The sequence below is a fragment of the Pseudomonas sp. SG20052 genome, assembly GCF_031766055.1.
GTDB lineage: Bacteria > Pseudomonadota > Gammaproteobacteria > Pseudomonadales > Pseudomonadaceae > Aquipseudomonas > Aquipseudomonas mandelii.
The window spans coordinates 631,644-643,498 of sequence record NZ_CP134498.1 but is presented as its reverse complement, the minus strand read 5'-3'; the positions used below and the strand labels follow the sequence as shown (position 1 = coordinate 643,498).

The following is an 11,855-nucleotide window of genomic DNA, read 5'->3' as shown; positions in this document are numbered from 1 at the left end:
GGGGCCGCTTCGCAGCCCAGCGGGACGGTGCGGCGATCCGACAAGCTCCCTCGCCACAAGCGCCTTTCAGCTCTGGGGAGACTCAGAGCTGCCCGTCACGGTCCCGAAAGCCCAGCAGATACAGCACGCCATCCAATCCAAGGGTGGAAATCGCCTGCTTTGCCGACTGCTTCACCAGCGGCTTGGCGCGGAACGCCACGCCCAGGCCGGCAATTGCCAGCATCGGCAAATCGTTGGCACCGTCGCCGACCGCAATGGTCTGCTCCAGGCGCAAACCTTCCTTGTGCGCCAGCTCCTTCAGCAGATCCGCCTTGCGCTGCGCATCGACAATCGGCTCGACCGCCACACCGGTGACCTTGCCGTCGACCACTTCCAGCTCGTTGGCAAACACATAGTCGATGCCCAACTTGGCCTGCAATTGCTTGGCGAAGTAGGTGAAGCCGCCCGACAGGATCGCGGTCTTGTAGCCCAGGCGCTTTAGCTCGGCAAACAGGGTTTCGGCGCCTTCAGTCAGGCGCAACGAAGCACCGATCGAATCCAGCACGCTGACGTCCAGCCCCTTGAGCAAGGCCAGGCGTTCCTTGAAGCTCGCGCGAAAATCCAGTTCACCGGCCATCGCTCGCTCGGTGATTTCCGACACCTGATCGCCCACGCCCGCTGCCTTGGCCAGTTCGTCGATGACTTCGGCTTCGATCAGCGTCGAGTCCATGTCAAATACCGCCAGGCGGCGGTTACGGCGAAACAGCGAATCTTCCTGAAAGGCGATGTCGACGTTCAGTTCCTGGGCGACGCTGAGGAATTCAGCCCGCAGCGCCTGCGGGTCAGCCGCTTCGCCGCGCACGGAAAACTCGATGCAGCCCTTGCCCTTGTCGGCCGGGGTGTCCAGCGGCATGCGCCCGGACAAGCGATCGATGTGGTCGATGTTCAGGCCATATTTGGCGGTGATCGAGCTCACGGCCTGCAACTGTCCGGCGGTCACCTTGCGGGTCAACAGCGTCACGATGTGGCGCTTTTTGCCCTGATTGCCGACCCACTGCTGGTAATCCCCTTCGGACACCGGAGTGAATCGCACCTGCTGATCGAGCTCGTACCCCTTGAACAGGATGTCCTTGAGCACCGACTTGCCTTGCTCGGTATCAGGAATTTCAACCAGGATGCCGAACGACAGGGTGTCGTGGATCACCGCCTGACCAATGTCGAGAATGTTCACACCACCCTGGGCCAGAACGCCGGTAATGGCCGCAGTCAGACCCGGTCGGTCGACTCCCGTGATGTTTATCAGGACGATTTCGCGCAAGGCGCACCCCCGCAAGTGGAAAAAAACCGCATTCTACCCACTTTCAGTGACCATCGGGCACCGTGAGCGCTTTGCCGGTCTAGGGCCTGTCGCTATACTGCGCGTCAACTTCACGGACAAAAGAGCCGAGCTCAAGTGAACCGGCCCACGCCAGTAAAAACCGATAACTTCTTTCTGCTGATCTTCCGTGCACTGCGCCACCGCCGTGTACCGATTGCATTGCGCATCGCCAGCCATAACGTGATCCTGGTCGCTCTGGCCCTGGTGATCTACGCCTGCGTGATGGGTTTGCAGTTCAAGCAGGCCATGCACGAGCAGGCCGATGCGCTGGGTGAAAGCCTGACCACGCAGACTGCCACGTCCGCCACGGAGCTGTTGGTGTCCAACGACATCCTCAGCCTCAACGTGCTGCTCAACAACCTGACCAAAAACAAGCTGGTGGCCCACGCCGCCATTTACAGCGTGGATAACCGCATCCTCGCCGAAGCCGGTCAGCGCCCCAAGCACAGCCTGCTGGGCGAAGCCGAGGGCATGTACCAGAGCAAGATCACGTTCCAGGACGTCACCGCCGGGCAACTGCGCATCAGCCTGGACATGGATCAGTTCCAGCAGCCCATGACCATCAGCCTGCAAAGCATGGGCATTTTGAGTGCGATTCTGCTGGCCCTGTCCCTGGCCTTGAGCCTGCGCCTGGGCCGACACATCTCCACGCCGCTGCTGCAACTGCGCGTGTGGCTGCGCAATATCGACGAATACACCCCGGCCACCGAGCGCCAGGACGAGATCGGCGACCTGGCCCGTCAGCTGCACGCCAACTTCGCGCCGGAGCCGGCCGAACCGGAACCCGTGCCGGAGCCGGAATTCGACGACAGCGACTATGAAGACGCCGACGATAACGAGCCGTCCTTCGAAGTGCGCAACCTGCGGGATCCGAGTTTCGATGAAAGCAAACCTGTGGCTGGCCTCAAGCCAGCACCACGGCGCAGTGTCAGCACCGTTGAAGACGACGATGACGACGATGCGTTTGCTGACTTGCGTGATGAATCGGCCGACGTTGCGCCTAAACCGCTCGCCAAACCGGTGATTTCGAACGTGCCGCAGCACAGCGCCGTACTGGCCGTGCAACTGGGCGCTCAAGATCAACTGCGTCGTCTGCCTCGCACCCGCCTGGAAGAACTGCTGAAACGCTATCGCGACTGCCTCGATCAGGCAGCTTCGCTCTATCAGAGCGAACTGCACACCCTGAACGATGGCAGCACGCTGATGCTGTTCCACACCGAAGACAGCGGCGACGACTACCTGACCAACGCAATCTGCTGCGGTGAATTGCTGCGAGCCTTGGGTCATCAGTTGCAGATTGAAGTTGCAGACAGCGGCATCACCCTGCAATTGCAGCTGGGCCTGACGCTGGGTGATGAGCTATTCGGTCTGAGCCAGATCGACCTGCTGCTGACCGAAGCCGCTCAGGATGCCCTGGCCTTGTCGCAACACAGCCGCAACCTGCTGTTGGTGGAGCGCAAGATCGGTGACGACGCGCTGATACGCCAGCGTGCGCGGATCCGCCCGATTGCCAGCCCTGAGGGTGCGTGCTGTGTGGAGCGGTTGATGGAGCCTTATCCGTCGATGCTGGAGCGACAACTGGCGCGGATGCATGAGCGTCGGGCGTAAGCCTTAAACCCAGAAGTGAAGAAGCCCGCAGACGAGTGATCGTCTGCGGGCTTTTTTGTTGCCTGTCCCGGCCTCTTCGCGAGCAGGCTCGCTCCCACAGGCCCTTCGTCGTTCGCGCGATAGGTGTACGACACAAAACCTGTGGGAGATTCTATGGTTGAGGGGAAACCCTCAACTGACCTTTGACTGATATTCGCTCTGCCCTTTCAGCAAGGCGAATGCCACCCGCGCAAGCTTGCGAGCCAGCATCACCAGCGCCTCAGTAGTGCTGAAGCCCCGGGCTCTTTGGGCTTCGTAAAACCCTTTCCAGGCTTTCGTACGGCTAGCCGACATCGCTGCATTGTGCAGAAGCCGGCGGGCCTCGGGGTCACCGCGCTTGGTCAAACTGCGGCGACCGTCCTTCTGTCCTGATTTAGACACCCGTAAATCCATGCCCAGGAAGGCGATAAACGCATCCGCGTTTCTAAAATCCCCGCGCTGAAATGCAGTTATCAAGCGAGCCCCAGTCAAAAATCCAATGCCTTCAACTTTCAGGCAACGTTTCAGTTGACCGAGTAAACCGGCTTCTTTGAGCTGATCGTTGATCGTCTTTTCGATCAGCGTTTCAAGCTGCTGCATGGACTTCACTTGTTCTGCAAAAGCCGCTTTCAGCAGCGGCTCATTCGACCAACTCTGCACCAGGCCAACCCTAGCCTGGACCAAGGCAGCCCGGCGGCGGAAGAGGCTCAGGAGCTGGCGGTACAGCGGTGATGGAGGGGTCCAGGGGCGCAACTCCTCGGCTTCGTTCTTCAGGTAACGGGCCAGCAACTTGGCGTCCAGCGCGTCGGTTTTGGCGCGGATTTTCACGCCTTCGCGATAATGTTTGAGTTCATAGCCTCCCACCATGTAAATCGCACATCCGGCCTCATAGGCCAGATCAGCAAAGTCCAGGTGATAGATGTTGGTCGCCTCAATGGCAATAGCCACCGTCCCCGGCAACGTATTCAGCCACTGCTTGATGGATGTTTTAGTGTTGGGAATCTCTTTAAGCAAATCGTTATCAGCCTGATAAATCACCAGTTCATTCTTGGCGACATCCACGCCCACGATCGGTTTTGATAGAGAGACCGGCATTGCCATAGGATTTCCTCCGAGATAAGGTTTGAGCACTTGAAGGGCTCACCCAGAGGCGCAGGCTTGTTCCTATCGTCGGTCTAGCCAGATGCATTCTTTATCGGCGCTTGGGTGAAAGGAGGAGGGGCGAAATCTCCCACAGTCTGTACTGCGTCAACAGTCAGAATCGAGCCTTGTCCCTCCTCCTCCCTTCAAGTCCTACCATACAAGCGAGCCTGCTCGCGAAGAGGCCAGGACAAGCGACAGATATCTGCACCCTGCAGAAACAACAAAGCCCACATCACTGCGGGCTTTGTTCTTGGATCAATCCAGGCTTAGAACCTGAACACTTCCATATCGGTCCGGATCGGCGAGGCCATCGGGATCTTCGGCTGTTGCTCTTGCTCTGCCGCGGGAGCCACAGGCTTCGGAGCAGGCTTTTTGGGTGCTTCAGCGATCGGCGGTTGATTAGCCAGTGGCTTGAGCGCCACGGACAATTGCTCGGCCAGACGCTGCAGCAACACCCCCTGAGCCTGAACCTGAGCGGCCGTGCCGCCTGCGTGCTGCTCCTGCAGGTGAATGATGCGGTTATCGCGAACCTGGCCACGACGGTCGATCAGGCGCCACTGCGCATCCAGGATCGCCGGTTGCGATTCGCCCGAGTCCAGACGAGTAATCGTCAGCAGCACCTGGACATCCGGCGTGAAGCCGAGGGTCGCAGGCGCCAGCACAACCCGCTGACTGTCCAGATGGCCCGCCACCTGACGCAGCAACAGCTGATCAACGTCCGACGACAGGCTTCCAGCCCAACGACCGTCGGTCGACGCCTGAAGGCTGCCATCCGGCTGTCGCTGCAACAAGGTTTCGCGTTGCAGGTAATCCGCAAGCGTTACCGGGCCGAGCAATACCGCCATGCCGGCGCTTTGCGCAGGCTGAACCGGACTTCCGCTGTCCAGCTGATACAGCGACACCGGCTGGTGAACGCTGCAACCCGCTAGGCCAAGAACGCCAGCGAGCATCAAAATAAAAGGAAGGCGCAGAGCAGTCATCGTCCCATCCAGGTGGTTGCCACAAGGCTAACCACAGTGAAAATACTCAATAAATATGAAGAACGCTCGGCCACGCCGGCGCTTGAAAGGCCATATCATCCGTGAATATGCGTTCCGACTCCAGCGGCAAAGCGTCGATCTACGCGTTAAATCGTAGATCGAGCGCTCTAGGCCGCTTAATTGAGGTTTTCGACGAGCAGCGCATCGACCCGCTGGAAGCCACGTGGCAGTTTGTTGCCACGACGACCACGCTCACCTTTGTAGTGTTCGAGGTCGTCCGCTTTCAGGGACAACGTACGTTTTCCGGCCTGAAGCACCAACGTGGCGCCCTCCGGCAGTACGGCGATGTCCGTGACATATTCTTCGCGACTGGCCACACGCTCACCGTTGATCCCGATGATCTTGTTGCCTTTGCCCTTACCTAATTGTGGCAGATCACTGATCTTGAAGATCAGCAGGCGACCTTCGGTGGTCACCGAGGCCAGCCAATTGTTCTCGCGATCGGTCACCGGGCGCGGAAGAATGACCTTCGAGTTGTTCGGCAAGCTCAACAACGCCTTGCCCGCCTTGTTCTTGGCTTGCAGGTCTTCACCCTTGACCACGAAGCCGTATCCGGCATCGGAGGCGATCACGTACAGCGAATCGTCTTCCGGCATCAGCACGCATTCGAAACTCGCCCCTGGCGGCGGCGTCAGACGGCCGGTCAACGGCTCGCCCTGGCCACGGGCAGATGGCAGCGTGTGGGCCGCCACCGAATAACTGCGACCGGTGGAGTCGATAAACACTGCAAACTGGTTGGAGCGACCCGGTGCCAACGCCTTGAAACCATCCCCGGCCTTGTAGGAAAGCCCGGTGGCGTCGATCTCGTGGCCTTTGGCAGAACGCACCCAGCCTTTTTCCGACAGCACGACAGTCACTTTCTCGTTCGGCAGCAGATCGTGCTCGGTCAGGGCCTTGGCTTCGGTGCGCTCGACGATGGGCGAACGACGGTCGTCGCCGTAGGTTTCGGCGTCCTTGATCAGCTCGGTACGTACCAGCTTTTTCAGCTTGGCTTCGCTGCTCAGCAGGGCTTGCAGCTTGGCTTGTTCCTTGAGCAGTTCATCTTGCTCGGCACGCAGTTTCATCTCTTCCAGTCGCGCCAACTGACGCAAACGGGTGTCGAGAATGTAGTCGGCCTGGATTTCGCTCAAGGCGAACCGTGCGATCAGCGCGGCTTTCGGGTGTTCCTCGGTGCGGATGATGTGAATCACTTCATCCAGGTTGAGGTAGGCAATCAACAAACCGTCCAACAGGTGCAGGCGACGCTCGACCTTGTCGAGGCGGAATTGCAGACGACGACGCACGGTCTGCACGCGGAATTCCAGCCATTCCACCAGCAGCGCACGCAGGTTCTTCAGCTGCGGTTTGCCGTCCAGGCCAATGATATTGATGTTGACCCGGTAGCTCGACTCCAGCTCGGTGCTGGCAAACAGGTGTTGCATCAGCGCATCGTGGTCGAAATTCTTCCGCGCGCCCGGAATGATCACGATCCGGCACGGGTTCTCGTGGTCGGATTCGTCGCGCAGGTCAGCGATCTGCGGGGCTTTGGACGGTTTGGCCTGCATCATCGCCGCGATCTGCTCCAGCACCTTGGCGCCCGAGACTTGATGCGGCAGCGCGGTGACGATGATGTCGCCGTCTTCGATGTGGTACACGGCGCGCATGCGCACCGACCCCTTGCCGGTTTCGTACATTTTCAGCAGATCGGCACGAGGCGTGATGATTTCCGCTTCGGTCGGGTAATCCGGGCCCTGGATGTGCTCGCAGAGCTGCTCGACCGTGGCTTTGGGTTCATCGAGCAAGCGCACGCAGGCTGTCGCGACTTCGCGCAGGTTGTGCGGCGGTACGTCGGTGGCCATGCCCACGGCGATGCCGGTGGTACCGTTGAGCAGGATGTTCGGCAAACGTGCCGGCAACACCAGCGGCTCGTCGAGTGTACCGTCGAAGTTCGGCCCCCAGTCCGCCGTGCCCTGGCCCAGTTCGCTGAGCAGCACTTCGGAATAACGCGACAGCCGCGCCTCGGTGTAACGCATGGCGGCGAAGGACTTGGGATCATCCGGCGCACCCCAGTTGCCCTGGCCGTCGACCAGCGTGTAGCGATAGCTGAACGGCTGGGCCATCAGGACCATGGCTTCGTAGCAGGCCGAATCGCCGTGCGGGTGGAATTTACCGAGCACGTCACCGACGGTACGCGCCGATTTCTTGTGCTTGGAGTCGGCGTCCAGCCCCAACTCGCTCATCGCATAGATGATGCGCCGCTGTACCGGTTTCAGGCCGTCGCCGATATGTGGCAAGGCACGGTCCATGATCACGTACATGGAGTAGTTGAGGTAGGCATTTTCGGTGAAGTCAGCCAGTGACCGGCGTTCTACACCGTCCAGGCTGAGATCAAGGGAGTCGCTCATGCGGGCCTCATCGGTTCGTTGTCTGGCGCAGCAGCATGGTGCCACCGCGCTGGGTAAATTCAAGTTTGTTCAGCGCGCTCATACCGAGCAGCACTTGCTTGCCATCCAGGCCTGGCACGACGATGGCGCGCACATCACGCAGCACAATGTCGCCCAGTTGCAGCCGGTCGACGCGGGTTCGATAACCCTCGGTACGACCGTTGGCGGTGCTCAGGGTCACCCCGAAGCCTTGTTCCAGTTTCAGCCGTTCGGCCATTTGCGCCGGGATTGCCACATCGGTTGCCCCGGTATCCAGCATGAAATCCACCGGCTGGCCATTGATCTGGCCGCTGGCGACGAAGTGCCCCTGGGTGTTGCTGGCCAGTTTCACTTCAATAAAACCTTCGCCCTGCTCCGAGCTGATGACCACATTGGGATTTTGCTGCCGATCCTCCCACTGGCCGAAAAACCGCGTCGCCAGGAACAGCGCCGCGCACCAGGCCAGCACCATGAACACCCGACCGGCACGCTTTCCCGGCGTTTGCTGGCTCACGGCTTGGCACTCCAGCCACCTTCAGGCGCGGCGAAGCGCCAAACGACCGGGCGAACCTCGCCATCGGCGCGGGCATCGTTGTTGTTGTCGGTGCCGACCCAGGCACCCTCGGCGTCGACAATCAACGCTTCAGTCAGACCAAACGGATTTTGATAGCGGCGGTGTTCCTGCAAGGCTTCATCGGCAAATGACCAGCAGCGCTCGACCTTGGCCGTCTCCGGGTCGCGGCGGCAGATCTGGTAAGCGTTGCGTTCAAGGGTAAACAGCTTGCCGTTGAACAGCGATACATCGGCAAAGTCCCGAGTCACGGCTTTGGCCCGTGGAAACTGTGCCGGCTGCATTTCTTTTCCCGCCTCGCTCAGCAGCACGCAGCCACCGTCGCAATCCCACACAGTCTGTTTGCGCTTGATCAGCAACAAGCCACGGCTTTGACGCTCGGCGGCGAGCCACAATTGATCGCCCGCCGGATTGATCGCCAGCCCCTCGAACAGCGCATTGAACTGCAACAGCATGCCACTGGCCCGCGCTTCGCGAACCAGCATCGGCGAGATCTTCAGCCAGGACGACCGCCCAACGGGCGGCACTTGCAGGATCGCGGCATGGGACTCGCTGACGATGTAGCGATTACCCGCGCTGTCGCAAGTGATGCCTTCAAAATCCAGGTCCCCGCCCCGTACAAACGCCGCGACCCAGGCCCGCGAACGCAACCCCCAGGGCAAACCGCTGTCCGGCACCGTCGGCACGCCGATGCCCACGGTTTCGGCCTGCCAGACCGTGTCGCGGGTATCGAGACGGTAGATCTGGTCATCGTCGCGATCGGAGACCGTCCACAAGTCTTTGCCGCACTGGGCCAGCCCCGACAGATTGCCGCCGTGCATGCCGTCGACGGGATGCTCGGACAACAGGCGCAACTGCGGTGCCGGTTCGGAAAGCGCCGAAACGGAGGTCAGAAGTAACGCACACGCCAGGGCAAAGCCAGCCCGCATCAGCCAAGAACCTCGGCGAGGTTGCCTTTGGATTCCAGCCAGGATTTGCGGTCACCGGCGCGTTTCTTCGCCAGCAGCATATCCATCATTTCCGAGGTCGCTTCGAAATCGTCCAGCGTCAACTGCACCAGACGCCGCGTGTTCGGGTCCATGGTGGTTTCGCGCAGTTGCGGCGGGTTCATTTCACCCAGGCCTTTGAATCGGGTGACCTGCGGCTTGCCGCGTTTCTTCTCGGCCACCAGGCGATCGAGAATGCCATCGCGCTCGGCTTCGTCGAGGGCGTAGTAAATCTCTTTGCCCAGGTCGATGCGGTACAGCGGCGGCATCGCGACGTAAACGTGACCGGCATCCACCAGCGGGCGGAAATGCTGGACGAACAAAGCGCAAAGCAAGGTGGCGATGTGCAGGCCGTCGGAGTCGGCGTCGGCGAGAATGCAGATCTTGCCGTAACGCAGCTGGCTCATGTCCGCCGCGCCCGGATCGACACCGATGGCCACGGCGATGTTGTGCACTTCCTGACTGGCCAGCACTTCGCTGCCGTCGACTTCCCAGGTGTTCAGAATCTTGCCGCGCAACGGCAGGATCGCCTGGAACTCCTTGTCCCGCGCTTGTTTGGCCGAACCGCCGGCGGAATCACCTTCCACCAGGAACAGCTCGGAACGCATCGGGTCTTGCCCGGCGCAGTCGGCGAGTTTGCCCGGCAATGCCGGCCCGGCGGTGATGCGCTTGCGCTCGACCTTCTTGCTGGCCTTGAGACGACGGCCGGCGTTGTTGATCGCCAGTTCCGCCAGCAGCATGCCGGTTTCCGGATGAGCGTTGAGCCACAGGCTGAACGCATCCTTGACCACACCGGAAACGAACGCCGCCGCTTCACGGGACGACAGACGTTCCTTGGTCTGGCCGGAGAACTGCGGTTCCTGCATTTTCATCGACAGCACGAACGCAATGCGTTCCCAGACGTCTTCCGGCGCCAGCTTCACACCACGCGGCAACAGGCTGCGAAATTCGCAGAACTCGCGCATCGCATCGAGCAAGCCCTGACGCAGACCGTTGACGTGAGTGCCGCCCTGCGCCGTCGGGATCAGGTTGACGTAGCTTTCCTGCACGCTGTCGCCACCTTCCGGTAACCACAGCAGCGCCCAATCGACCGCTTCCTTGTTACCGGCCAGGCTGCCGCAGAACGGCTCGTCCGGCAGGCGTTCGAATTCGCTGACGGCGTCAACCAGGTAGGAGCGCAGGCCGTCTTCGTAATGCCATTCGACTTTCTCGCCGGTGGCCTTGTCTTCAAAACTGACCAGTAGCCCCGGGCACAGAACGGCCTTGGCCTTGAGCACGTGCTTGAGGCGGCTGATGGAGAATTTCGGTGAATCGAAGTACTTCGGGTCCGGGGCGAAGAACACGCTGGTGCCAGTGTTGCGCTTGCCGACGGTGCCAATCACTTCCAGCTCGGTTTTCTTGTAACCGTCGGCGAAAGTCATCTGGTATTCGTGGCCGTCGCGCTTCACGCGCACCCGGACTTCGGTCGACAAAGCGTTGACCACCGAAATACCCACCCCGTGCAGACCGCCGGAGAACTGGTAGTTCTTGTTGGAAAACTTGCCACCCGCATGAAGCTTGGTGAGGATCAGCTCGACGCCCGACACACCTTCTTCCGGGTGAATGTCCACCGGCATGCCACGGCCGTCATCGCTGACTTCCAGGGAGTGATCGGCGTGCAGGATGACCTGCACCGACGTTGCGTGCCCGGCCAAGGCTTCGTCGACGCTGTTGTCGATGACTTCCTGGGCGAGGTGGTTCGGCCGACTGGTGTCGGTGTACATGCCGGGGCGTTTACGCACCGGGTCGAGGCCCGAGAGGACTTCGATGGCGTCTGCGTTATAAGAGCTAGCGCTGGGAGTGGCCATGGGGTCTCGTCGTCCGCCTGTCAAAAAAGTGTTCTGTGAAAAAGAGACGACGACTCACAGTGCTGTGAAATCGATCGCCTGATACAAATCTGCGCCGATACCGGCAAAACTCAGCATTGCCGGCAGTTGCGCGGCAAAACCCTGGAAACTATGGTCGCCGCCGGCCTGGATGCGCAAGGCACAGGCGCGGTAATACTGCTGGGCGAGGCGATAGTCCAGCGTTTCGTCGCCGGTCTGCAACCACACCTGATACCTCTGCGGATCCTGGGGCGCCGGCACTTCCAGCTCGGCCAGGGCCGTCACGTGGTCGTGGGTCAATTCCCAGGCCTCATCGGTATACAGGTTTTTCTGCGTCCCCAGATACCCGTCAAACATCCGGTGCGGACTGACGGCAGGGTTGATCAACAGGGCCTTGAGGCCATGGCGCTCGGCCAAGTGAGTCGCATAGTAGCCGCCGAGTGAGCTGCCTACCAGCAGTGGCCGCCCAAGCTCTTCAATCGCCTTGTTCAGCTGACCGATGGCTTCGCGCGGGTGGTGATGCAAGGCAGGAACGCGCAACTGATCGCTCAAACCCAGGCGGTCCATCACTTGCACCAACTGCGTGGCCTTTTTTGACGAAGGCGCGCTGTTGAAGCCGTGGATATAAAGGATCGAACCGGACATTTGAGCTCCCTGTGCGTCGGTAAAGAACGCGGAGTTTACAGGGAGTCGGGGGGATCGGGATATGCATGGCGGGCATGGGGGGCTGGGTAGACGCCATTGCGGGCAGTCTTGCTCCTACAGGGGAATGTGGGTACCTGCAAGAGATTGGTCGGCTGTCAGGCCGTCTTCGCGAGCAGGCTCACTCCTACAGTGGAATGGGTGTACCTGCAAGAGATTGGTT

At 60.4% G+C, this 11,855-nt stretch carries 9 protein-coding genes; 1 reads left to right on the top strand and 8 read right to left on the bottom strand.

From position 1 onward, the window contains the following. Nucleotides 1–82 precede the first annotated feature (82 nt). Nucleotides 83–1,297 (bottom strand): phosphoserine phosphatase SerB, encoded by a 1,215-nt coding sequence (gene serB / locus RHP74_RS02905; protein WP_010464223.1) that lies wholly within the window; start codon nucleotides 1,295–1,297, stop codon nucleotides 83–85. A 135-nt stretch (nucleotides 1,298–1,432) separates the two neighbouring features. Here serB and RHP74_RS02900 point away from each other — a divergent pair, with 135 nt between their 5' ends. Then, nucleotides 1,433–2,965 (top strand): AhpA/YtjB family protein, encoded by a 1,533-nt coding sequence (locus RHP74_RS02900; RefSeq protein ID WP_200667560.1) that lies wholly within the window; start codon nucleotides 1,433–1,435, stop codon nucleotides 2,963–2,965. A 171-nt stretch (nucleotides 2,966–3,136) separates the two neighbouring features. Here the strand turns inward: RHP74_RS02900 and RHP74_RS02895 are convergent, their stop codons facing one another. The 7 genes from RHP74_RS02895 to RHP74_RS02865 form a co-directional block, all read right to left on the bottom strand. Further along, nucleotides 3,137–4,084, bottom strand: coding sequence for an IS110 family transposase (locus RHP74_RS02895; protein WP_042932411.1), 948 nt, complete (start codon nucleotides 4,082–4,084; stop codon nucleotides 3,137–3,139). A 308-nt stretch (nucleotides 4,085–4,392) separates the two neighbouring features. After that, nucleotides 4,393–5,106 (bottom strand): membrane integrity-associated transporter subunit PqiC, encoded by a 714-nt coding sequence (locus tag RHP74_RS02890; protein WP_200667559.1) that lies wholly within the window; start codon nucleotides 5,104–5,106, stop codon nucleotides 4,393–4,395. A 176-nt stretch (nucleotides 5,107–5,282) separates the two neighbouring features. Then, complete coding sequence (parC, locus tag RHP74_RS02885) at nucleotides 5,283–7,550, bottom strand: DNA topoisomerase IV subunit A (protein WP_010464231.1); 2,268 nt, start codon at nucleotides 7,548–7,550, stop codon at nucleotides 5,283–5,285. Between the two features lie 7 nt (nucleotides 7,551–7,557). Then, nucleotides 7,558–8,082 (bottom strand): TIGR02281 family clan AA aspartic protease, encoded by a 525-nt coding sequence (locus RHP74_RS02880; RefSeq protein WP_311097715.1) that lies wholly within the window; start codon nucleotides 8,080–8,082, stop codon nucleotides 7,558–7,560. After that, nucleotides 8,079–9,068: an esterase-like activity of phytase family protein gene (locus RHP74_RS02875; protein ID WP_311097713.1), complete on the bottom strand. Its 990-nt coding sequence runs from the start codon at nucleotides 9,066–9,068 to the stop codon at nucleotides 8,079–8,081. The genes RHP74_RS02880 and RHP74_RS02875 overlap by 4 nt, the downstream gene beginning before the upstream one ends. After that, nucleotides 9,068–10,972 (bottom strand): DNA topoisomerase IV subunit B, encoded by a 1,905-nt coding sequence (parE, locus tag RHP74_RS02870; protein ID WP_311097711.1) that lies wholly within the window; start codon nucleotides 10,970–10,972, stop codon nucleotides 9,068–9,070. The genes RHP74_RS02875 and parE overlap by 1 nt, the downstream gene beginning before the upstream one ends. A gap of 54 nt (nucleotides 10,973–11,026) precedes the next feature. Continuing rightward, a complete protein-coding gene (locus RHP74_RS02865; RefSeq protein ID WP_083375184.1) occupies nucleotides 11,027–11,635 on the bottom strand; it encodes a YqiA/YcfP family alpha/beta fold hydrolase in 609 nt (202 codons plus the stop codon). Nucleotides 11,636–11,855 lie beyond the last annotated feature (220 nt).

Bases quoted from the DNA above. Each gene is read 5' to 3' on its own strand.
- RHP74_RS02895 (WP_042932411.1), bottom strand. From the start codon at position 4,084: ATGGCAATGCCGGTCTCTCTATCAAAACCGATCGTGGGCGTGGATGTC.
- RHP74_RS02875 (WP_311097713.1), bottom strand. From the start codon at position 9,068: ATGCGGGCTGGCTTTGCCCTGGCGTGTGCGTTACTTCTGACCTCCGTT.
- RHP74_RS02865 (WP_083375184.1), bottom strand. From the start codon at position 11,635: ATGTCCGGTTCGATCCTTTATATCCACGGCTTCAACAGCGCGCCTTCG.
- parC (WP_010464231.1), bottom strand. From the start codon at position 7,550: ATGAGCGACTCCCTTGATCTCAGCCTGGACGGTGTAGAACGCCGGTCA.
- RHP74_RS02890 (WP_200667559.1), bottom strand. From the start codon at position 5,106: ATGACTGCTCTGCGCCTTCCTTTTATTTTGATGCTCGCTGGCGTTCTT.
- parE (WP_311097711.1), bottom strand. From the start codon at position 10,972: ATGGCCACTCCCAGCGCTAGCTCTTATAACGCAGACGCCATCGAAGTC.